Raw genomic sequence first — 21851 nt, forward strand, 5'->3', positions numbered from 1 at the left:
CCTTCTTTTGCAAAACGAATGATTTGCTCCTTACCCTCAAAACCTGTTTTAAAAACCTTTAAAACCCCCGAAAAAAGATAGTAACAACCTTTTGCCGAATCGCCTTCGGAATAAATAACAGAACCTCTTTTGTAAAAATGAACATCTTCATCCCAAAACAGAAGATTCATATCCTCAATATTCAGATTATGAAAATTTTCTCCGAATTTATCGGCTAACTGATTGCAATTTGGAAGAATTGGACTGTGCTTCATCAAATTTATTTTAAACTGAAATCAACTATTAATTAGTTTTAAAAACACTATATAAGTAATAAAACGATTACCCAAACAGATTAATTGTTCATGAATTAAAATATTACTTGATCCAAACTTCAACAAGGAATGAAATAAATCTTACTAAATCATCAGCAAATAAAAGATCTGTTTTAAATGGTTTTTTATACTTTTAGTATCAATCACAAAAAAAAGTGACACTGCCAAATATACAAATTTAAGTGAAACTTATACAGAAGCTGAAATAAGTAAAAATATTAAAATTATGAAACACAAAGTGGAAATGTCGTGGCTAGGTAATTTAGCTTACGAAAGTGAAATGGATGGTCATAAATTAATTACTGACGGAACAAAAGAAGTAGGTGGCGACGGCAAAGGAGTTAGTCCTAAAAAATTAATGCTGACTGCTTTAGCAGGATGTACGGGCATAGATTTAGCAATGATTGCAAAAAAAATGCGCATAGAAGTGAAAGATATTAAGGTGTCGGTAGAAGGAGAATTGACAGAAAGTCAACCTACTTACTACAAAAACATGCACATTGTTTACGAATTTTTTGGCAAGGATTTGCCTCACAAAAAACTCGAACGGGCGGTAAAATTATCGGAAGAAGAGTATTGCGGGGTGAGTGCGCTTTACAAACAGGTAATTCCAGTGACTTCGGAGATTATCTATCACGAGGAATAGCTACTTCGCTCAAAGACTCAAGTTTCAAGTCTCAAGTCTCAAGCTACAAGTAAGGGAAACACTTGTAGCTTGCAACTATACGATAAAAAAAATGTCACCCAGACGGATGGCATTTATATTATCGTATTGTGCAGGTATTTTTTTACTAGAATCCTGCGGCTGAAAACTGCTCTAAGAAACGGATGTCGTTCTCGAAGAACAAACGCAAATCTTTAATGCCATATTTCAGCATGGTAATTCTCTCAATTCCCATTCCCAAAGCAAAACCGGTGTATTTTTTATTGTCGATACCGTTCAGTTCCAATACATTCGGATCGACCATACCACAACCCAGAATCTCTAACCAGCCAGTTCCCTTGCACACGTTACATCCTTTTCCGCCACAAAGCGAACAGGTAACATCAACCTCGGCCGATGGTTCGGTAAATGGGAAGTAGGAAGGACGCAAACGAATCTCTGTTTTCTCACCAAAGAACTCTTTTGCAAAATAAGTAAGGGTTTGCTTTAAATCAGCAAAAGAAACATTCTCATCGATATACAAACACTCAATTTGGTGGAAAATACAGTGGGCACGAGCCGAAATTGCTTCGTTACGAAATACACGACCTGGTGTTAAGCAACGAATTGGTAATTCCATTTCCGACATATCGTGTGCCTGAACCGAAGAAGTATGAGTACGCAAAATAACATCTGGATTTTTCTCAATAAAGAAAGTATCCTGCATATCTCGCGCTGGATGCTCTTCAGGAAAATTTAAAGCTGAAAAGTTGTGCCAGTCATCTTCAATTTCTGGTCCTTCAGAAATGGTGAATCCCAAACGAGAAAAAATCTCAGTAATTTCATTTTTTACCAAAGCCAATGGATGTCGAGAACCCAATTTTATAGGATCGGCAGGTAAAGTCAAATCCAAACCCGATTTTCCCAATTCTACGTTGGTAAAACTGTCTTTCAAAGAATTTACTTTATCTAAAGCTACCGTTTTAAGCTCATTTAAAGCTTGTCCAACTGCTTTTTTTTCCTCGTTAGCAACGTTTTTAAAATCGCCAAACAAAACAGCAATACTCCCTTTTTTACTAAGGTGTTTGATTCTAAATTGTTCAACTTCCTCTAGTGTAGATGCTGAAAATCCATCCAGCTCCTCAAGTAAATTCTTTATCTTGTCTAACATGTTCTTTATCTTTTGAAATCCAATAGTCGGCAAAGTTACAAAAAGTTTTTTCTCATCAATCAATTGGGTATGGCTAATTGCCTCATGAGATTAATACTTTAGGATTTTCACCTTCATTTTCACATCCTCGTAAGGCCGATCGTTAGCATCGGTTGTTAGATTTGCAATTTTATCCAAAACATCAAATCCGTTAATTACCTCACCAAAAACTGTGTAATTATTATCTAAATGAGGCACACCTCCTACTGTTGTATATGCCTTTCTGCGATCTTCAGAAAATTCAAGCCTTTCAGGTGAACTGTTGTATTCAAATGCTATGGATTCTTTTATTGTTTTAGCTATGGCTCTGAATTCTTCGACCTTATTCGCTTTTTTTAAAGAATCCAAAACAACTCTCTTACTGTTAGTTAGGTACTTCTTGACGATTTTTTTGCGCAAAGGAACGTTCACTTCTTTTTCCATCAAGTCCAACTCCTTGTTAGTATAAATACGTCCCAAGGCAATATAAAACTGCGATACATCCGATTCCTTAAAAATATTCACCTTATCGGGCTTTCGGGGAGCCGCCAGGGCACCCTTTTTATGAAAAAATTGAGGGTTAAACTCCGAATCGATGCTCCGATTGGAATCCCCATAACCAATCATTTTACCCGCAGGAGCATTTCGTGAATCCTGTGATCCTCCCTGAGCCACAAAACCTTTTATTACCCGATAAAAAAGAGTACCATCAAAATGTCCATTTTCAACTAACTGTAAAAAATTTTGCCGGTGTTTAGGGGTTTCCTTGTACAACATCAGTTTGATATTGCCCATATTGGTTTCGATTAAAACAATAGAATTACTCGCTTGTCCGAAACTAAAAGTAGCCAATAGCAACATCGTAATCGTAAAACCTATTTTCTTACTTAAATTCATGGATCTCTTTCTTTTGAAAATTTCGACTAAGATAAATATCAGGAATTTGAAAGCCAAAAAAAGCTTCGTATGCACTACGAAGCTTCTTCATTCAATTCAAATATGAGCTATCTTAAAATTTTAATTTTCATAGATATGTTGTTTACAGGTCGATCATAATCATCGCAATTTACCTTAGCAATAGAGTCAATCTGATCTAAACCTTCCACCACTTCACCAAAAACAGTGTAGTTTCCATCCAAATGAGGAATACCACCAATGCTTGTGTAAGCCTCTATTTGCGCTTTTGTAAAAGCAATCTTCTGCTCAGCATACAAAGAGTCTACATCGAGCTTAATTTGCTCTATTACCTCATTCATCTGGTCTAAATCTCCATTCATCTGGCATTGTGTAAGAATTTCTACCTTTCCCATTTGTACTTTCTTAAAAATATCACTCTTCAATTGAGCATTCCTATGCATAGCGAGCGTATCTAATTGTCCAGAAGTATAAACTTTTCCTTGTGCAATGTAAAACTGTGAGCCTGATGATTTTTTCTCAGGATTCATCTCGTCGCCCTCTCGTGCTGCTGCAATCACGCCTCTTTTGTGGAACAAAGCATCTTTTATTTCTGCTGGGATCTGATAACCAGGTCCACCTTCTCCTAATCGCTGGCTGGGAACCGCTTTCTTTGAGTCTGGATCACCTCCTTGTATCATAAAACCATCAATAACCCGATGAAATAAAGTACCATCGAAAAACTTCGCATGAGCTAATTTCAGAAAATTATCACGATGAACAGGTGTTTCGTCGTACAAACGAACTTTCATCTTTCCATATTGAGTTTCAATTTCGACCAAACGATCCTTTTTTCCTAGTTCTAATTTGCTTTGGCAGCTTGCAAATAAAGCAATAACTAGTAAGTACGTCAATTTTTTCATACTGATATATTGATGTCTTGAGTTAGTTTAATGATTCGTTATTTTCTGTTACCAGATATTCATTTTGCTTAAAATATTCCACAATGGCAGATTTTAACAAAAGCTCTTCCTTTTCTTTGGAAAACGGAGGTACCATTTTATTTTTTTTGAAAATTGGCCAATCATTTTCATCTTTTCCACTTATGGAATAGTATTTCCATTTCATTAAAAGTGTACAAGTCGCCAAATTGATGTGATCCATTTTGTCGTCTTTCGAGTACTTTTCCTGAAAACCTTTTCCTCGCTCTTGAATGCCAATAAGCAGCAAAGTTCCATTTAAGTTCGCATCCACATTAAAATCTTCAGAAATTTTATATAAAAGTTTGTTCCAGTCTCTTTCTAAATTATTATCCATAGTATCAATTTTTTATGACCGTTAAAAGTAAAGTTTTCTGTTTGTTTTTCCAGCTTTCAGAAATATTTTTTCACTTTTTTAAATAATAAGCTTGCAGATAAAATATTTCCCACTTATATTTGCATCGCTTTTAAGGGCAAGGGCGATTAGCTCAGTTGGTTCAGAGCACTTGGTTTACACCCAAGGGGTCATAGGTTCGAATCCTATATCGCCCACTATTTAAAAGCAAACATTCCCAATATTCGGGCGATTAGCTCAGTTGGTTCAGAGCACTTGGTTTACACCCAAGGGGTCATAGGTTCGAATCCTATATCGCCCACTAAAAGATCAGTTTTTCAATGAAAAGCTGATCTTTTTTTTTGTACTATTTCTTCATTCATAAATCTTTTTTGAACTTTTATCGTATCTAGACATAATTTTGTCAAAATAATTTACTTTGATAAAGATTATTTTGATAAAGAAAATAGTATATTGGATCACTTCAACACAAAACTCATAGTAAATAATTAAAACTTCTAAAATATTTTAAAATTTATTCATCACTTAATCAACAACTTACATGTTAAAGTAACTTTTTTTGCAATTTTTTTTACTTTTTGAGGGTTACCTTTTGGACATTCTAGGAATAAAGGGATAGGAAATATGGATTACACTACGGAAGCGATACTTGAGGGGATCAGCATGAGCAATAACGATGTATTAAATTACATCTATAGCAAATTCTTCCCAAGCATTCGCAATTTTATAGAAAACAATAACGGAAACGAAGAGGATGCAAGAGATCTTTTTCAGGAAGCCATTATAGTGATCTACCGTAAAATGAAAAAAGAACCCTTAGTTCTAACTTGCAATTTTAGAACTTACATCTACTCAATTTGTAAACTATTATGGTTGAAGCAACTTGAAAAAAGGAAGAATAGCAAGGAAATTAGTTCAGAGGCTATTCTAGAGAATAGATTGGATGAAGCAGCGCCGACCTACGAACAAACAGAAAGGTTTAGGCTGTATCAAAAACACTTCAGACTTCTAGGACCAGATTGTAAGCAAGTGCTTCGATTAACGCTTGAAAAAGTTTCTCTTCGAGAAATTTCCGAAATAATGGGATACAAGGGGGAGAAATATGCAAAAAAGAAAAGATATCAATGCAAACAGGCATTGATGCAAAGTATTAAAAGTGATCATGAATTTAAAGAAGTATATGATGAATGAAATGAATTTTGACCGTATCGAGGATTTTCTTGACGGTGACCTCACAGAAAACCAATTGATGGAATTCGAGAAAGACTTACTCGATGATTCCGACCTTCAAATGGATCTTGATCTTCATAGAGAGGTTAATGAGGCTATAATGGAAGAAGACATTATGGATCTCAGAAATAAATTGGAGGCCATTGAAACCCCTCCTAATCCCACTCAAAAGCGCAAGCTGAAATTTTTGACTAAGTGGAACATTGCAGCAGCCTCTCTTGCTTTACTTATTGGCTTAGGGAGTTTACTCTACATTATTGGCGATTCGTCAGCTTACTCAAAAAATAAAATTTACAGCAATTATTACAAACCATACAACATTGTAGCCAATACGCGTTCGTCGGATGTAATGATTGACAACCTGCTGACTACAGCCTTAAAAAGCTACGAGACAAAAGATTATCATACTGCCTTAACACTATTCAAGAAAATTTTAGACAAAGACAGTACTAATATCACTGGAAATTTTTATTCGGGAGTTTCGAACATCGAAATAAATGAATATTCGAAAGCTAACAAAAACTTCACACGTGTATTAGAACATAAAAACAACCTCTTTATAGAGCAATCGGAATGGTATTTAGGTTTTTGTTACCTCATGACAAATGAGAAAGAAAAAGCCATCCATCAATTTCATACTATCGCTCAGGGAAATAGTTTTTATAAAATAAAAGCTTTAGAAATTATCAATCGACTCGAATAAATCATTTCATCATTCATCGAAATAACAAAAGCCACCCAAATTTGGGTGGCTTTTGTTATTATAGTTTTTCGTATCTAAATCCATGTGAATAATCTTCTTCGGAACTACTTTTTGAACTCTCTGATTTGCTCGAGTTAACTAATAATTGAAACACATTACCGCAAAAACAAAAAGGCAAAAATAAACTTGCCTTTTTCATCCCATAGACTTTACTTATTTTGTTTTCGTTTCTTTATCACCTTGAATAAAAGGAAGAAAATCAAGCCAAGAACCAGAAAAATGATAGAATATAATTTTATCATTGCTCCTTCATCAAATAAAGGTTCTACATCACCCAAAGTAACGTATCCCGACCAAAAATAGGGATGGGATTTAAGAGCATCCGCTGTAGTCAAGTACTCCAATTTTGCTTGTCGAAGAGCTTCATCCTTTTTCAATCCTTTTGCTAAATAGTTGTAAAAGTAACTCATCAAATTCGATCCGGTTTTATCTTCAACAGTCCATAAAGTCATTACAATACTTGGGCAACCGGCATAGAAAAAACCTCGTGCTAAACTCATTACACCTTCCCCTTTTAGTAGTTTACCATCTCCAGTATTACAAGCACTCAAAACCACCATTCGAGCCTTAAAATTCATATTATAAATTTCCTGTGTGTTTAGTAATCCATCCTGAACAGTATCTGAATTTTGCGTAAAAACCAATTTAGAATACATAGGATTTTGGTCATCAATGATTGTATGCATAGCCAAATGCAGAACATCATATTGACTTGCATTCTCTTTAAAATTTGCCTCGGTTGCCACTTCATCAACAAATAAATTCCCTGGAATAATTTCTGATATATTATTCACTTCCTCTTTAGCCCCAGGAAGAGGATACAGCTTATTGTGGTAGGCACGTTCGGTAATTAATATAGAATCGCTTATACCCTCGTAGGAAGGCGCAAAAGCAAGAATAGAACGAGATGAAGAAAAACCATAATTTCCTGTTTGCTGTTTAAAATCTAAAGTTGCTGAATTGTGGTAGGTAATACTATTGGAACGTATCAAATAATCAAGATTCCTATAATTCATATTATTAGAATCAGCTTTTTCCTTCAATAAAACACCAAAAGGGATGTAAGCCATTTTATCATCAGGAACAATCAATAGTTTTTTATCCTTTAGCAAACTGTCTTTTCCACCTAATAAATTCTGATACAGTTCATGAGCCGATTTGGTATAACGCTGATAGTAGTCCAGGCTATTTTCTGTAAAATCATTTGTTTTTAAGCAATTACGCATCTCCTCAAGATGATAATCGAAACTATCCTTGACAATAACTTGTCGCTCCACCTCAAAACTTTCCTTGGTGATTACAAAAGAAAATAACGCAGTATCCGAAATGGAATATTCAATCAGTAAATCAGTATCACTCAATTTACTTTGTAATTCTTCAATACTAATGGTTTTGGTATCGTATTTCAAAGAGTAATACTTAGGGTATTCCTTCTCGAAACGAAGAACCATTTGATTGTACTCTTCATCCAAATTAAAAAGCACATTCTGCCAATTACTAATAGAATCACGATTGGGACTTTGCATTTTTCTTTCGTTGTGAACCAATTCACGATACTTAGCAATAGCAAGTTTTACATTTGTTTCCTGCTCCTGAAGGTCGAGGGGAATACCGCCGAAATTTTTAGCAGTTACATCGTTTAAGGATGCCATTAAACTTGAAGATTTTGATCGCTCAGCATAACGAAATGCTTTTTCCTTGTACTTAGAATTTTTAGTTAGCTGATATAATTTTACAGCTATTTCTATGGCCTCGCTATAGGTGTCTTTTTCATTTTTCGATAGAGCAAATTTACTCTCTTCATCCTGGTAGGCAATTCTAATTTTATCGATAATATCCAGACACAAATCATAGGTTTGCAAACTAAAATCCAAATCAGGAATACTATGTGTTTTATTGTACAAAAAACGCAAAGTAATTGCTTTTGGTTTTAATATTTCCAAAATAGATAGCTGGGGATCTATCTGCCCCATTTCTGGATTGATATAAACCGTAGGATTATTAAATTTCTCAACACCAGAAATTAATGCATTCTGATAGTAGTTTAAAGCATTTAAATAATCATCCTTCTTAAAGTAATAATCCCCAAAATTCTTTAGGCAATGTGCTGTATCCGGATGCTTTTTACCGAAATTATTCAGATAAATATCATAAGATAAATTGAGATAGGGCAGCACCTTTTCTTCATTGCCTATCTTGTCCTGAAAAACGGCATAGTTTAAATAATGATCTCCTAGTAAATAGTTGTTATCTCCTTTCTGATCTTTAACTTCTACAATACTTTTCTGATAATATTTGTCGGCTTCTAAATAGTTACCTAATTGCTTATAACAGTTCGCAATATTTGTATAAATTATAGAAGAATTTAATGATTTATTATGTTTTAATTTTATTGTCCTCAGATAATATTGTAAAGATTCTGAATAACTACCTTTTTTATAAAAAATAACTCCCAAATTCTGATAGATAAAGGATAACCATATAGAATTTTCTTCACTTTGTGCAAGAAATAATGCCTTTTCATAATAAGTTCTCGATTTAATTAGATCATCATAATTGTTGTAAATATTCCCTTTGTTCACATAAATAGGCGTCAATTTTTCAGAATCATTTCCAAACTCCCTAATTGTATAAATTTCAGCAATATCGTAGTAGGACAAAGCTTTTTTAGCATCTCCCAATCGATTCATGAGTACACCAAAATTTACATAGGTTCGATATACCAAATACTTATCGGAAATCTCCCCCCGCTTAATAGTTTGTATGGCATTTCCGAAGGACTGCACAGAATATTCAAATTCACCCTTCTGTAAAAAATTCACGGCCCGATTAAACTGCACCTGCAGTAAAGAATCCAGATTTATTTTTGTAGAAATATTTGCAGTTTTCTGCTCCGATTTTCCATTCGGAATTGCTTTTCCACCCAAAAAGAGGAAGCTTAGTAAGGGAAATAGAAGAAAATATTGAATTTTTCTGAAAAAATTTATCACAGCTTTACGGTTTCATTAAAACACTAATTATCAACAACATACAGAAATATAAGATAGCTTATAAAGACTCAAATATAGGGTCTTTTTTTATTTTTTTTGAAAAAAACTTCATTTACAGGGTTACCTTTTGGCAAAAAGGGGAATAAAGGAGTGTAATCAAGAAAAACACAAAACAACAAATAAAAACGACAGTCATGAAAAATTTTGAAAGCTTAACTCAGGAAGAATTACAAAGTACAAAAGGCGGTGTAAACGAAATGACTGACAAACCAATGTTAGCTGATTGTATCGTATAGCCATCCCAATTGTTAAATCCTATTTCCCAAAATATTCCTAGTAATAAACAACAAACTCAATAACAATGAAAAATTTCGAAAGCTTAACCCAGGAAGAATTACAAAATACTAAAGGCGGTGTAAACGAAATGACTGACAAACCAATGTTAGCTGATTGTATCGTATAAGCATCTCAATTATTAAATCTTATTTCCCAAAATATTCCTAGTAATAAACAACAAACTCAATAACAATGAAAAATTTCGAAAGCTTATCTCAGGAAGAATTACAAAATACTAAAGGTGGTGTAAACGAAATGACTGACAAACCAATGTTAGCTGATTGTATCGTATAAGCATCTCAATTATTAAATCCTATTTCCCAAAATATTCCTAGTAATAAACAACAAACTCAATAACAATGAAAAATTTCGAAAGCTTATCTCAGGAAGAATTACAAAATACTAAAGGCGGAGTAAACGAAATGACTGACAAACCAATGTTAGCTGATTGTATCGTTTAGTAAAACCTATTTTATAAATAAAAATTATTCGCTTAGTTTTAACAAAAAAAGAAAAAGCGAATCTCTCCCATAGAGACCAAATTCATTTGCATGGAGAAACGTCCTACCTATAAAGAACTGGAACAATTGCTAAAGAAAGAAAAAGAAAAATCAGCTCGATCTGAAGAGTTGAAGAATTCTTTTCTGTCCAATATGTCGCATGAAATTCGTACACCTATGAATGCAATTATTGGTGCTTCAGAATTGCTACGCAATGATTCTCTTTCTCCAGAAGAACGAAATGAATTTACTAAAATTTTAAATTCCAGTAGTAAAGAACTACTAGGCCTATTCAATCGAATAATGGAACTTTCCCAATTGGAAAGTGGTTCTTTAGAATTTCATGAATCTGAACTTTCTGTTCACGATTTATTTCTAAAATTGTATTCAAAATACACTCAAAAAATTAACGAGACTCAAAAAAATTTAATTCTAAATTTTACAGAAGATTTCGAAGAAATTAAAATATTTACAGACCTTGAGAAATTAAGCAAGGTTTTATCCTACCTCCTCGATAATGCGGTAAAATTTACCGAAAATGGGGAAATTGATTTCGGTTGTGCCATTCAGGACAGAAATAACATCCTTTTTTACGTGAAAGATACCGGACCAGGAATTAACAAAGAAGAACAAGAAAAAATATTTCAAAAATTTACACAAGTAGATAATTCATATACTCGAATTTATTCCGGAGCCGGATTGGGTTTGAGCCTAAGTAAAGAAATTGTAAACTTATTGGGTGGAAAATTATATATTGATTCTCAAGCCAAACAAGGTTGTATTTTTTACTTTACAATTCCTTTCAAATTTTCAGAATCGGACAGTTTGCTAAAGGAGAAAATTGAAACTGTTTTAAAATATAATATGACAGAAATTTATTCTTTATCTGTGATAAAAAAAAAAATTGCTATTTAGGTTAATTTACTAGGATAAAAAAGGAGCTTGCTGGTCACAAGCTCCTTTTTTTATTTTGATTTAAACGATATTTCTTTCAAATTAAGCAGCAGATCTAGAACTATTGTTAGAATAAGAAGGTTAAACTTTTGCTCCCAATCGGAAAAAAATCCTAAACAAGCCACAATCATAAGTAAGATATTTAGAAAACGAAAAACATCTAGAAATTTAAAGCATTTAACGTCCTCAAAATTCAAGGTACTTACCCTATATAATACATTTAATACCAGTCCCAAAATAAGAACTGTCAGACCATAAGATTCGTTCTGCAATATAAATAATGCACCAACAATTATTAGTACTGTAGCAAGGGTATAAAGAATTGGCAAAATTTTACTCATTGAAATTTCAAATTAAAATAGTAAGTCTGGATCCTTAAATTTATTCTTTCCTAAATGCGAATACGCCAATGGAGTTACTTCACGTCCACGAGGTGTTCTTTTAATAAAACCTTCTTTTATTAAAAAAGGCTCATACACTTCTTCAATGGTTCCACTATCTTCACCAACGGCAGTAGCAATAGTTGAAATTCCAACCGGTCCACCATTAAATTTATCAATAAGTGTATTTAGAATTCGATTATCCATTTCGTCTAAACCATGCTTATCGATATTTAACGCTTCCAAAGAAAATTTAGTAATCTCTAAATCGATACTTCCGTTTCCCTTAACCTGGGCGAAATCACGAACTCTTCTTAAAAGTGCATTTACAATTCTAGGTGTACCTCTACTCCGTGAAGCAATTTCTCCTGCTGCTTCATGCGAAATCTCAACCTCTAAAATTTTAGAGGATCGTTCTACAATTTTTGTTAGAACCGAAAGATCGTAGTATTCTAAATGACAATTGATTCCGAAACGAGCACGCAAAGGTGAGGTTAGTAAACCAGAACGAGTGGTGGCTCCTATCAAGGTAAATGGATTTAATTCGAGTTGTATGGAACGCGCAGCGGGCCCCTTATCGATCATGATATCTATTTTGAAGTCTTCCATAGCAGAGTATAAATACTCCTCTACAATCGGACTTAAACGATGTATTTCGTCGATAAACAGAACATCGTTAGGCTCCAAATTGGTTAAAAGTCCAGCAAGGTCTCCTGGTTTATCCATTACAGGACCAGATGTTATTTTTAATCCAACTCCCAACTCATTGGCTAAAATATTTGATAGAGTTGTTTTTCCTAAACCTGGAGGTCCGTGAAGCAAAACATGGTCTAAAGCTTCCTCGCGCATTTTTGCAGCTTTTACAAAAACACTTAAATTTTCTACCGTTTTTTTCTGACCGCGAAAATCATCAAATTGAAGAGGACGTAGTTTTTTTTCATACTCCCTTTCATTATCTGAAATGTTATTATCTCTTATATCCAGGTGATCTTCCATTAAAACTTAGCTTATACTACATTTATTTAAAACAATGAATAAATGCCCGCTAAAGCTAAAAATATTCATCGCAGTATTCATTCCAAATTGAGTTTGCTCATTTTAGAATAAGTTTACCTCTGCAAATTTATCTAAAGATCTAAACTTTTTAGTACTTTAAAGAAATTATCAAGTTCAAATGGTTTTGACAGGTGAGCATTCATACCATTTTCGAGACAGGTTTCTTCGTTGGCGATCATGATATCTGCAGTTAAAGCAATAATGGGAACAATTTTGCCTTGCTCTAAATTTCGAATTTCTTTGGTAGCTTCTAAGCCATCCATTTCTGGCATCATGATATCCATTAAAATAAAATCATATTGCCCTTCTTTAAACTTAGATATGGCTTCTATGCCATTATTCGCAACATCGATTAAATATCCAAATCGTTTCAAAGTAAATTTAACTATGGTTTGATTTAGCTTATTATCCTCGACAAGTAAAATGGAATAGTTTTTTGTTTCCCAGCTCATACTTTTTTTAAGTGTTTTTTCAATGGATGCAAGATAGTAAAATCCTACTAGATTTTGGATTTAGAACTGAAGGAATCTATGGAATCTCATTTCAGTCAAATCAACTCTATTCACTCTTATCAACAACTCTATTATTATTATTTATTTTTTAAAATTTCTTAAAAGAATATAATGATTAATATATCCTGTTAATAGTGTTGGTAAGAGTTTGTAGATTTTATTGATTTTTTAGAAAATACTTAGCTAATAACAGGATGTTAACAGTAATTGTTAATTTTATAGATGATGATTATCAGTAGAATACCACACTTATTAACAAGATGTTAATAAGTGTGAGTATTGATAAGATTTCCTTTAAACTATATTAACAAGCTGTTGAAAACCTGTTTAGAGAAGGCATTATTGAAATGAAAAATAAACTTGTTAGGAGAATCAATTTTTACTATACCAAGCAAAATTTGAAACCTCCAAACAAAAGATTATATTATTTAGTAAGGAAAAATTAACAGTCTGTTCACTGCTTGTGAATAAAATTGTTGATAGCCTATTGTTTTAACTTTAAATAGCTGAATGTCAAATTATAAAAGCGTGTTTAAAAGCTGTTGGTTCTGCTTTAATATACATCTTGATTTTTTTGACTACAAATGAGTAATTTTGCTTAGTTTTGTGAACAAAACAATGAAGAATCTTTACAACTTTAAGGATAAATAGAGGGAAGGACTTTTACTTTATCTATTAATTTTATTTGAAAATATACAAGAATGGAAAAACTAAAAATAGCGATTGCATCAGATCATGCAGGGTATCAATTCAAGAATCAATTGGGTGAGTTTTTGAAAGAAAGTGGTTATTTGGTAACCGATTTTGGTTGCAATTCAGAAGAGAGTATGGATTATCCCGATACTGCTCATCCACTAGCTAGTGCTGTTTCAGATGGTGAATTTAAGTATGGTTTTACCCTTTGTGGAAGTGGAAATGGAATCACCATGACAGCGAACAAACACCAAAAGATTCGCGCAGCTTTGTGTTGGAATACAGAAATAGCAGAACTTGCAAGATTGCACAACGACGCTAATGTGTGTGGAATTCCTGCACGTTTTATTTCTTATGAAGAAGTTGAAAAAATTGCCAAAATATTTTTAGAGACTGAATTTGAAGGGGGTAGACATCAAAAAAGAATCGATAAAATTCCTTTACGATAGCAATTTGCTTGTTTTAAAAACAAAATCTAAATAAGGAATTAAAGAATTAAAGATGTTTTATTAGCAGTAAATATTAGTATATTTGTGCTGACTGTTAGTTAAATGAGAGAATAACCAAAGATTTAAGATGCTATCGAATACTTGTAAATATGCAATACGTTCAGTTATTTATTTATCGCTGAATGCCAAAGAAGGAAATAAAATTGGAATAAAAAAAATATCGGAAGATTTAGAAATTCCAACTCCATTTTTGGGTAAAATCTTGCAAAGTTTAGCTCGACAAAAATTGTTAACTTCAACAAAAGGACCACATGGTGGGTTCGGTATGGGTAAGGAACCAAAAGAAATTACTTTGATGAATATTGTTGAAATTGTTGATGGGTTAGATATGTTTGAAAACTGTTTAATTGGGATGAGACCTTGCAAAACAGATACAAATAACCGTCCTCCATGTCCTGTTCACAATCAATTTTCTAACATTCGACAATCAATGTATAATTTGTTTAATGAGAAAACTATTGGACAGCTAATAGATGAAATGGAAAACAATAAAGAATATATAAGTTTATAATATTTTCTTTAAAAAAGATAACTTCGAAAAGGACTTACTATTTAACAGTAAGTCTTTTTGTTTTTTAAGCCTTGGATATAGTATGATGGCCATAATTCCTCCAAAAACATCAGCTAATAAATCCCAATAATCGCCACTTCTATGGATAAAATAATTTTGTTGTAGGTATTCTATTAAACTTCCATAAATAGCTATTAATAACAATATGATTGCCGATATAGTAATTTGTTTGAATTTGGTTTGGAAACTTAGTTCTGCAAAAAGAAAAATTCCCATTACAAAGAACAAACCGAAATGAACAATTTTATCGAAGTGAGGGATGACTATGATTGAAGTTTTGGGTAAGTCATCTCCAGGAATGGAGCATAGTACGAATATTACAATTGCCCAAAGAATATTACGCCATAATAATTTTGTCTTCATAAAGTATGGTTAAATTTAGTTCAAAGGTACAACTCATTTTTTAGACTTTTGTTTTATTCATAATACTTTAATTTATGGGTAAGTCTGAACTAAGATTCTGCAGAGTTAGTTAGGAAATAGGAAAGGGAATTAAATTAAATTATATTCTCTTCGAAATTAGCAGACTTTGATTAGTATTTTTTTAAGCTTCCCAGGAAGGAAATATCACTAGTAATTTTAGGGTCTCCTTTGTATTTTACCGAGCCTATTCCTGAGATTCCTACCCGAAGTTCGTCTTCTATATCTACTTTAGCACTTCCAACTCCACTGATATCAATACTACCTTTTTTCGCTGTTAATTCAGAAGCATCTACACTTCCAGCGCCCGATATGTCAATGTAAACTAATTCGCATTTGCCAGCTAGAATAATGCTTGATGCTCCACTATTGTTGATTTTTAATTGGTTAGCCGATAGTTCTAAATTGGCCGAAGAAGCACCGTTAATTTCAATTTCCAACTTATCGAAACGAAGTAGCTGATTGCTTTTTAGATTGATTGCTCCATTAGCTTTTAGTTTATCAAGGTATTTAAAACCAATATATAAGCTCATTTCTTTTGATTTATTGATGCTTTTATCAGTAGAGATGTGAAGGATATTGCCCATTACTTCAGTTTTAATAATTTCCAATAGATTTTCATCGGCTACTATTTTTAAGCTGTAATCATCGCTTTGTGTTAGGTAAATAGAAAAAGCTCCGTTTACTTTGATATTTCTGAAGGCATTTATTTCTCTTTCTTGTTCTTTAACATTCCCATTTCCTTTAATTCCATCGGCTTTGGCTGGAAGAAAACTTAGAATAGCGATGATGAAAATTAACAGTGGAGAAATTAATTTTTGAATCATATTCATGACTACTTAATTTAGTATTCGTTTGTATAACTTAGCTGATATAAAGACCCATTAAGATGGGAAGTGTTGCATTTTTTAACCTGTAAATTAATGAAGTACCACAATAAGGTAATCAGATTTTTAATTATTTTCTTTTCGAAGAGGATAATTTATGAAATGAATTTACCTTGCAAAAAAATAAATTGATATGTCAGGAATCTATTTTCACATTCCATTTTGTAAACAACTTTGCCATTATTGTGCGTTTCATAAGAGTATTTCTTTGCAAGCAAAAGATGAAATGCTGGATTGTTTAAAGCAGGAGTTAAAACTGAGAAAAAATTATTTAGGGGAACCATTAATAAGAACGATTTACTTTGGAGGAGGAACTCCTTCTGTTTATCAGCCCAAGGAAATTCAATCTTTAATTGATGAAGTAGCTAAGTATTTTAAGATCCATTCTAATGCAGAAATTACTTTAGAAGCAAATCCTGATGATCTCACAAAATCTTATTTGCAAGCGTTACAAAAAACTTCTGTAAACCGATTGAGTGTTGGCATTCAATCTTTTCATGATGAAGATTTAATATTGATGAATCGAAGACATACGGGAAAAGAAGCTTTCGATGCTATTCGCAGAGCACAGGATTTTGGATTCGGTAATATATCTGTTGATCAAATATATGGTGTTCCAGGTTTGAGTATGGAGAAGTGGAAGAAAAATTTAGACTTGGTTTTTGAATTGGATATTCAGCACATATCATCCTACCATTTAATGTACGATCCGAATACTATTTTTAGTAAAAAACTAGAAAAAGGACAGCTTGTTGAAATGGATGAAGAGGAAAGTTTTAAACAGTTTAACTACCTGATTGATTCTGCAAAAAAGCATGGATTCATTCACTACGAAATTTCTAATTTTTCGAAGGAAGGTTTTATTTCAAAGCATAATTCGAGTTATTGGAAACAGGAAAAATACCTTGGAATTGGTCCATCGGCTCATTCCTACAATTTAAAGGAAAGGGAATGGAATATTGATAACAACTACAAATACATAAAAGCAATAAAAGAAAAGACCGCTTTTTCTGAAAAAGAGGAACTCTCAGAAGTGGATTGTTTCAATGATTTTGTGATGACATCTTTACGAACTTATTGGGGCTTAAACTTAGAATTAGTGCGTGAAAATTTCGGCGAAAAGTTCTATCAACATTGTTTGATTGAATCGAAAAAATACCTTAGATCGGCACATCTTAGACAGGAAGGAAATTCAATTATTCTGAATGATAAAGGTGTATTTATATCGAACGATATTATGTCTGACTTTTTTTTACTTAAAGAAGAATAAAATTGAAATTCTGAAGAATATTAAAATCCAAAATGATATCGAAATGAAAACACTTTTTTTATTTATCCTTCTTTTTTTTAGCTTAAGCATTACAGCTGTTTTTTCGCAAAGCGATAGCCTTCAAATTTTAAGTGTAGAACATTTTAATAGGGTATTACACCTCAATTCAAATGCTGAATTAATTGATGTAAGCTCGGCAAAAGAATTTAAAAAAGCTCATATTTTTGGTGCTTATTCGGCGCCTACTGCTAAGGATTTGTACCAAATTATTGATTCATTAGGAACATCAAAAGTTTACTTATTGTATTGCAAGTACGGTGACAGAAGTGTTGATGCTGGGAAAATGATTTTTGAAAAATATCACATTCCGGTTTGTTCGCTCGAAGATGGATTAGATGCATGGCTGCAAGCAGGAAAAGAAGTAGAAAATTAATTCTGATCTGCTAATTTGTATTGTACCTTTTAATTAGTTTACCGAAACAAACCATTCTGAAGGCGGGCACGATGGTTTAGTTTAATCACCAAATCGATTACTGGAATTGCTAAAAATTGGGTACCATAATCACTATTTAAATAGTACATTTTATAACCTCCGGAAAGGGAGAATTTACTATTGCGATGCCAATGAATTTTCCCTTGACTTTCAAAAGCATACTCTCCATTAAAATCAATAGAATAGTAATCTGCATTAATGGAAAAATTGTAGTTGCGATACAGATTTCCATCTAACTCTAGGCCCGTAAAATAAAGTTTTTGATGCTTATGGTAGGATGCTGTTCTATGGTACAAAAAATAGTAATCGAGTAATGGTAAGTCTGATTCTCCCGAAGTAATTGAAAAATCAAAGCCCAATCTGGCTGTTAGAACCAAATCTGGTACTTTAATGAAACAATCTTCAGGTTGAGGATTGATAATGTGACTCAGGATCAATTCGTTTCTAAAAGTGAAAATTTGAGGAATCACCGCCGATTCTGGAATTTGATCTTGAAATCCATTATTTTTTGCCCACTTAAGACCTAAGGTAGGATAGTATAGCGTATGTTGAGTGGAAAAGATGGTGTTTTTTCCAAACCATTGGTGTTTTACGCCAATATTCGGGACCAAAGGAAAAAGTAATAACTGCGAATTTATTTCTGTTTTTGGGTAATTTCCATACCGACTTACTGCAAGTGCGCTCAAATGAATTTCACCTTGAGGAACAACTTTGGCAGTTCGCTCAGTCCATGTACTGTAGTAATCGATGCGTTCTCCTCCTATGAGAGAAACTTGTGCAATAGCGTTGCTGGCCAATAACAGCAAAAAGAGCCCTAATAAGTTTTTCATATAAATCAGCTTTTCTTTACTAAGCTTTAAATTTACATTTTAGTAGGTAAGCTAGCAATACTAAGAATCTATTTTTAGAAAATCATTTGGTATTTGTTTACCGATAAAATAGAAGGTGTTATCTAAAAAGTAGATAAGAAGTAAAGCAATAGTTATATTTTTATAGGCACAGATATTTTTAAACGATTGAAAACTTTAAAAACGCTAATAGTTTTTAAAGTTTAAATTTAAATTATATTTGCGCTATGAATGAGCAAAAAGATAATATTATTAGTACAAGCTCGGCTTTGTTTTTTCAATATGGTATTAAAAGTGTAACAATGGATGATATTGCTTCAAAAATGGGCATATCGAAAAAAACATTGTATCAATTTTTTTCGAACAAAAGGGAGTTAATAGATCAGGTTTGTGAATGGCAACTTAGCAATCCCAAGTTTTCATTTAAATCAGATCAAATAGTCAAATTAAATGCGCTCGATCAATATTTTGAATTTTTCAAATTTGTAAATGAAATACTACAGCAAAAATCGGATACTTTAGATTATGATTTAAAAAAATATTATCCCAAAATATGGGATAAATTTAAAGACGCAAAGATAAAACAATTCTATACAGAGATTCTTTACAATTTACAAAAGGGAATTGATGAAGAATTTTACCGATCGGAATTAAATATCGATTTTATTAGTAAAAATCTGGTTAGTTTCTACCTAAACTTAAGCATTACTGAATACCAGGTATTTTCGAGTGATGAAGTGTTTAATCGCAATACGCACAGAGAATTAACACTTTATCATCTTTATGGTATTTGCACAAATAAAGGAATAGAATATTTTGAAAATAAATTTAAGTAATACAATGAAAAATATATTACTAGCATTACTGATTTACGCAGGATTCAGTATACCCACAAATGCACAAACTGAATCGAAGCTAAAACTTAGCTTATTTGAAGCACAAGAGTATGCTTTACAAAATTCATACTCTGTAAAGGGCTCTGAGTATGACCTGAAAATAGCCAAGAAAAAAGTATGGGAAGCGATTGCTGATGGTTTGCCACAAATTGATTTTTCGGGCGATTACAATAATAATTTAGATGTGGCAGTTTCCTTGCTTCCATCTGAATTTTTTGGTGGAGAAGAGGGAACTTATACAGCCATTAAATTTAGTCAGCAATATACTAGTTCAGCGGGAATTACGGTGAATCAGAAAATATTTGATGGTTCGTATATTGTGGGAACCATGGCTGCGAAAGTGTTTGTTCAGCTCACAAAAGATCAAAAAGAGAAAACCGAAATTGAAATTAAAGAGGTTGTAGCTCAGGCCTATTTTACAGTCTTAGTGGCTCAGGATAACTATAAAACAATAAGAGAAAATCTTATAATCAACGAAAAGTTGTTGGTAGAAACCGATGCATACTTCAAAAATGGTTTTCGGGAGGAATTGGACGTGGATCAGATTCGTTTAAATTTAAACAAAACGAAAGCAAAAATGTCCGATGCCAAACGTGCAATTAACAATTCGCTCATTATTTTAAAATTTAGCATAGGAATGGATGTTGATGCTAATTTGGAATTATCCGATGAGCTCGATAATTTGGTTAACCCTATTCGTGCCGAAGTTCCGGTAATCGCCGATCATGATCTTTCTAAGCATATTGATTATCGGATTTTAGATACACAATTGGAAGCTCAAAAATTAATTATTAAAAATGAACAGGCCGATAATTTGCCAACTATTTCGGCCTACTATCAATATTCAAAAAGTGCGAGTACAGATTATTCTAATGTGTTTAGATCCGAAGTTCCCTGGTATAAATCATCGGTAATTGGCCTTCAGGTTGATGTTCCTATATTTTCGGGAGGAAAAAGAAAATCACAAATTCAGCAGGAAAAAATTACTTATAAAAGTTTAGAAAACGATCTATTAACTACTGAGCAAAGTTTAAAAAAGGATGTGAATTTGACTTTTTCAGATTTTTTAAGTGCTCAGGAAAATTATGAAAATGATCGCGAAGCGCTACAAATTGCGAAGAGAATTTACGACAGAACACGAATTAAATTTAACGAGGGAATTTCAAGTAGTACCGAATTTTCGGAAAATGAAAATCAATATCTCGATACACATTCAGCCTATATTAGTTCAACGCTTGAACTATTAAATACAAAAATTGCTTTCGAAAAAGCTTTAGGAAAATTATAACCTAACTAATCTACAAAATACGACTAAAATGAAGAAGTTAATTATAGCTGGTATCATTCCTTTACTTTTTGCCTGTTCTGCTAAAGATTCAGAAAATAAACTGGATAAAGCAGAACAATTGAAAGAGTATAAATCGGAATTGACTCTCTTGAAAACAAAAATATCGGACTTGGAAAATGAAATTCGCAGTTCGGGAAAAGAGGAAGAGAAAATTAATGTGTTAATTGAGAGTTTATCACCTTCAAAATTTGAGCATTTTATTCAGATTACAGGAAATGTAGAAGCAGATAAAAACATAACAATTACGCCAGAAACATCGGGGAATATTATTTCTATTCAGGTGAAGGAAGGTCAACGAGTGCGCAAAGGAAATGTGCTGGCTACTCTGAATACTTCCCAAATTCAGCGTGCCATCGACGAGGTGAAAACCAATTTGGCTTTAACAACTTTATTGTTTGAGCGGCAGGAACGTTTATGGAATCAGAAAATAGGTTCTGAAATTGAGTTTTTGCAGGCGAAATCGAAAAAAGAGGCACAGGAAAGTAACCTGGAAGCTTTAGAGGCACAAAAAGCAATGGCAATTATTGTGGCACCTTTCGACGGAGTAATTGATGAAATATATCAGAAAAAAGGAGAATTAGCAAGTCCTTCTATTCCTTTCGCTCAGTTGGTTAATATCGATAAAATATATGTTGAAGGCGATGTTTCGGAAAGTTTTTTGAATTACATTAAAGCAGGTGAATTGGTTGAATTGAATTTTCCCGCAATTAACTTTCAAACTCAGGCCAGCATTACCAGAACATCAGATGTGATTGATCCGGGAAACCGAAGTTTTAAAATTCGCGTTAACTTAAATAATCCTGATCATAAGATTAAACCA

The 21851-nt window shown here is 32.9% G+C and carries 22 protein-coding genes and 2 tRNA genes; 13 read left to right on the top strand and 11 right to left on the bottom strand.

Going from position 1 to position 21851, the window contains the following annotated elements:
* A partial coding sequence (locus tag ABYT26_RS14515; protein WP_372755153.1) for a Crp/Fnr family transcriptional regulator occupies nt 1–254 on the bottom strand: 254 nt, incomplete at its 3' end.
* A gap of 286 nt (nt 255–540) precedes the next feature.
* Here ABYT26_RS14515 and ABYT26_RS14520 point away from each other — a divergent pair.
* The gene (locus tag ABYT26_RS14520; protein WP_372755155.1) at nt 541–960 is read left to right on the top strand and encodes an OsmC family protein; all 420 of its coding nucleotides are present in this window, start codon (nt 541–543) and stop codon (nt 958–960) included.
* A 145-nt stretch (nt 961–1105) separates the two neighbouring features.
* On the opposite strand, the gene pheS is transcribed toward ABYT26_RS14520, so the two are convergent.
* The 4 genes from pheS to ABYT26_RS14540 form a co-directional block, all read right to left on the bottom strand.
* Nucleotides 1106–2128, bottom strand: coding sequence for a phenylalanine--tRNA ligase subunit alpha (gene pheS / locus ABYT26_RS14525; protein WP_372755157.1), 1023 nt, complete (start codon nt 2126–2128; stop codon nt 1106–1108).
* 90 nt (nt 2129–2218) lie between these two features.
* Nucleotides 2219–3043, bottom strand: coding sequence for a peptidylprolyl isomerase (locus ABYT26_RS14530; RefSeq protein WP_372755159.1), 825 nt, complete (start codon nt 3041–3043; stop codon nt 2219–2221).
* Between the two features lie 107 nt (nt 3044–3150).
* Nucleotides 3151–3963 (bottom strand): peptidylprolyl isomerase, encoded by an 813-nt coding sequence (locus tag ABYT26_RS14535; RefSeq protein WP_372755161.1) that lies wholly within the window; start codon nt 3961–3963, stop codon nt 3151–3153.
* Nucleotides 3964–3985: 22 nt separating this feature from the next.
* Entirely contained in the window at nt 3986–4357 is a 372-nt protein-coding gene (locus ABYT26_RS14540; RefSeq protein WP_372755163.1) for a hypothetical protein, read from the bottom strand.
* Nucleotides 4358–4497: 140 nt separating this feature from the next.
* Here ABYT26_RS14540 and ABYT26_RS14545 point away from each other — a divergent pair.
* From ABYT26_RS14545 to ABYT26_RS14560, 4 genes are all read left to right on the top strand, one after another.
* Nucleotides 4498–4572 (top strand) — tRNA-Val (locus ABYT26_RS14545).
* A 29-nt stretch (nt 4573–4601) separates the two neighbouring features.
* Nucleotides 4602–4676 (top strand) — tRNA-Val (locus tag ABYT26_RS14550).
* 323 nt (nt 4677–4999) lie between these two features.
* Nucleotides 5000–5566 (top strand): RNA polymerase sigma factor, encoded by a 567-nt coding sequence (locus ABYT26_RS14555; RefSeq protein ID WP_372755165.1) that lies wholly within the window; start codon nt 5000–5002, stop codon nt 5564–5566.
* The gene (locus tag ABYT26_RS14560) at nt 5538–6308 is read left to right on the top strand and encodes a hypothetical protein (protein WP_372755167.1); all 771 of its coding nucleotides are present in this window, start codon (nt 5538–5540) and stop codon (nt 6306–6308) included. Before ABYT26_RS14555 ends, ABYT26_RS14560 begins: the two co-directional genes overlap by 29 nt.
* A 209-nt stretch (nt 6309–6517) precedes the next feature.
* On the opposite strand, the gene ABYT26_RS14565 is transcribed toward ABYT26_RS14560, so the two are convergent.
* A complete protein-coding gene (locus ABYT26_RS14565; RefSeq protein ID WP_372755169.1) occupies nt 6518–9358 on the bottom strand; it encodes a CHAT domain-containing protein in 2841 nt (946 codons plus the stop codon).
* Between the two features lie 887 nt (nt 9359–10245).
* Between ABYT26_RS14565 and ABYT26_RS14570 the strand changes: the two genes are divergently transcribed.
* Nucleotides 10246–11109 carry a sensor histidine kinase gene (locus tag ABYT26_RS14570; protein WP_372755171.1) on the top strand — a complete coding sequence of 288 codons (864 nt, stop codon included), beginning with the start codon at nt 10246–10248 and terminating at the stop codon, nt 11107–11109.
* 392 nt (nt 11110–11501) lie between these two features.
* Here ABYT26_RS14570 and ruvB read toward each other — a convergent pair whose 3' ends face one another.
* Nucleotides 11502–12524: a Holliday junction branch migration DNA helicase RuvB gene (gene ruvB / locus ABYT26_RS14575; RefSeq protein WP_372755173.1), complete on the bottom strand. Its 1023-nt coding sequence runs from the start codon at nt 12522–12524 to the stop codon at nt 11502–11504.
* Nucleotides 12525–12655: 131 nt separating this feature from the next.
* Complete coding sequence (locus ABYT26_RS14580) at nt 12656–13036, bottom strand: response regulator (RefSeq protein WP_372755175.1); 381 nt, start codon at nt 13034–13036, stop codon at nt 12656–12658.
* Nucleotides 13037–13797: 761 nt separating this feature from the next.
* Here ABYT26_RS14580 and rpiB point away from each other — a divergent pair.
* Both rpiB and ABYT26_RS14590 read left to right on the top strand, forming a co-directional pair.
* The gene (gene rpiB, locus ABYT26_RS14585; RefSeq protein ID WP_372755177.1) at nt 13798–14238 is read left to right on the top strand and encodes a ribose 5-phosphate isomerase B; all 441 of its coding nucleotides are present in this window, start codon (nt 13798–13800) and stop codon (nt 14236–14238) included.
* Between the two features lie 127 nt (nt 14239–14365).
* Nucleotides 14366–14809: an Rrf2 family transcriptional regulator gene (locus ABYT26_RS14590; protein ID WP_372755179.1), complete on the top strand. Its 444-nt coding sequence runs from the start codon at nt 14366–14368 to the stop codon at nt 14807–14809.
* Here the strand turns inward: ABYT26_RS14590 and ABYT26_RS14595 are convergent.
* A complete protein-coding gene (locus ABYT26_RS14595) occupies nt 14804–15232 on the bottom strand; it encodes a VanZ family protein (protein WP_372755181.1) in 429 nt (142 codons plus the stop codon). The two genes, ABYT26_RS14590 and ABYT26_RS14595, sit on opposite strands and share 6 nt — an antisense overlap.
* A 170-nt stretch (nt 15233–15402) precedes the next feature.
* The gene (locus ABYT26_RS14600; RefSeq protein ID WP_372755183.1) at nt 15403–16122 is read right to left on the bottom strand and encodes a head GIN domain-containing protein; all 720 of its coding nucleotides are present in this window, start codon (nt 16120–16122) and stop codon (nt 15403–15405) included.
* Nucleotides 16123–16309: 187 nt separating this feature from the next.
* Between ABYT26_RS14600 and hemW the strand changes: the two genes are divergently transcribed.
* Together hemW and ABYT26_RS14610 are read left to right on the top strand one after the other, a co-directional pair.
* On the top strand, nt 16310–17446 hold the full coding sequence (hemW, locus tag ABYT26_RS14605; RefSeq protein WP_372755185.1) for a radical SAM family heme chaperone HemW: 1137 nt from the start codon (nt 16310–16312) through the stop codon (nt 17444–17446).
* A 43-nt stretch (nt 17447–17489) separates the two neighbouring features.
* Nucleotides 17490–17879 (top strand): rhodanese-like domain-containing protein, encoded by a 390-nt coding sequence (locus ABYT26_RS14610; RefSeq protein ID WP_372755187.1) that lies wholly within the window; start codon nt 17490–17492, stop codon nt 17877–17879.
* Nucleotides 17880–17917: 38 nt separating this feature from the next.
* Here the strand turns inward: ABYT26_RS14610 and ABYT26_RS14615 are convergent, their stop codons facing one another.
* Nucleotides 17918–18769, bottom strand: a complete 852-nt coding sequence (locus ABYT26_RS14615) for a hypothetical protein (RefSeq protein WP_372755189.1) — start codon at nt 18767–18769, stop codon at nt 17918–17920.
* Between the two features lie 245 nt (nt 18770–19014).
* On the opposite strand from ABYT26_RS14615, the gene ABYT26_RS14620 reads away from it, so the two are divergent.
* From ABYT26_RS14620 to ABYT26_RS14630, 3 genes are all read left to right on the top strand, one after another.
* Complete coding sequence (locus ABYT26_RS14620) at nt 19015–19623, top strand: TetR/AcrR family transcriptional regulator (RefSeq protein ID WP_372755191.1); 609 nt, start codon at nt 19015–19017, stop codon at nt 19621–19623.
* Between the two features lie 4 nt (nt 19624–19627).
* On the top strand, nt 19628–20971 hold the full coding sequence (locus tag ABYT26_RS14625) for a TolC family protein (RefSeq protein WP_372755192.1): 1344 nt from the start codon (nt 19628–19630) through the stop codon (nt 20969–20971).
* A 28-nt stretch (nt 20972–20999) separates the two neighbouring features.
* A partial coding sequence (locus ABYT26_RS14630) for an efflux RND transporter periplasmic adaptor subunit (protein WP_372755194.1) occupies nt 21000–21851 on the top strand: 852 nt, incomplete at its 3' end.

The organism is Labilibaculum sp. (assembly GCF_041595635.1).
Taxonomy (GTDB): domain Bacteria; phylum Bacteroidota; class Bacteroidia; order Bacteroidales; family Marinifilaceae; genus Labilibaculum.

Bases quoted from the DNA above. Each gene is read 5' to 3' on its own strand.
- ABYT26_RS14560 (WP_372755167.1), top strand. From the start codon at position 5,538: ATGAATTTAAAGAAGTATATGATGAATGAAATGAATTTTGACCGTATC.
- ABYT26_RS14610 (WP_372755187.1), top strand. From the start codon at position 17,490: ATGAAAACACTTTTTTTATTTATCCTTCTTTTTTTTAGCTTAAGCATT.
- ABYT26_RS14520 (WP_372755155.1), top strand. From the start codon at position 541: ATGAAACACAAAGTGGAAATGTCGTGGCTAGGTAATTTAGCTTACGAA.
- ABYT26_RS14530 (WP_372755159.1), bottom strand. From the start codon at position 3,043: ATGAATTTAAGTAAGAAAATAGGTTTTACGATTACGATGTTGCTATTG.
- rpiB (WP_372755177.1), top strand. From the start codon at position 13,798: ATGGAAAAACTAAAAATAGCGATTGCATCAGATCATGCAGGGTATCAA.
- ABYT26_RS14615 (WP_372755189.1), bottom strand. From the start codon at position 18,769: ATGAAAAACTTATTAGGGCTCTTTTTGCTGTTATTGGCCAGCAACGCT.
- ABYT26_RS14620 (WP_372755191.1), top strand. From the start codon at position 19,015: ATGAATGAGCAAAAAGATAATATTATTAGTACAAGCTCGGCTTTGTTT.
- pheS (WP_372755157.1), bottom strand. From the start codon at position 2,128: ATGTTAGACAAGATAAAGAATTTACTTGAGGAGCTGGATGGATTTTCA.
- ABYT26_RS14570 (WP_372755171.1), top strand. From the start codon at position 10,246: ATGGAGAAACGTCCTACCTATAAAGAACTGGAACAATTGCTAAAGAAA.
- ABYT26_RS14535 (WP_372755161.1), bottom strand. From the start codon at position 3,963: ATGAAAAAATTGACGTACTTACTAGTTATTGCTTTATTTGCAAGCTGC.
- ABYT26_RS14600 (WP_372755183.1), bottom strand. From the start codon at position 16,122: ATGAATATGATTCAAAAATTAATTTCTCCACTGTTAATTTTCATCATC.
- ruvB (WP_372755173.1), bottom strand. From the start codon at position 12,524: ATGGAAGATCACCTGGATATAAGAGATAATAACATTTCAGATAATGAA.
- ABYT26_RS14625 (WP_372755192.1), top strand. From the start codon at position 19,628: ATGAAAAATATATTACTAGCATTACTGATTTACGCAGGATTCAGTATA.
- ABYT26_RS14540 (WP_372755163.1), bottom strand. From the start codon at position 4,357: ATGGATAATAATTTAGAAAGAGACTGGAACAAACTTTTATATAAAATT.
- ABYT26_RS14595 (WP_372755181.1), bottom strand. From the start codon at position 15,232: ATGAAGACAAAATTATTATGGCGTAATATTCTTTGGGCAATTGTAATA.
- hemW (WP_372755185.1), top strand. From the start codon at position 16,310: ATGTCAGGAATCTATTTTCACATTCCATTTTGTAAACAACTTTGCCAT.
- ABYT26_RS14580 (WP_372755175.1), bottom strand. From the start codon at position 13,036: ATGAGCTGGGAAACAAAAAACTATTCCATTTTACTTGTCGAGGATAAT.
- ABYT26_RS14555 (WP_372755165.1), top strand. From the start codon at position 5,000: ATGGATTACACTACGGAAGCGATACTTGAGGGGATCAGCATGAGCAAT.
- ABYT26_RS14590 (WP_372755179.1), top strand. From the start codon at position 14,366: ATGCTATCGAATACTTGTAAATATGCAATACGTTCAGTTATTTATTTA.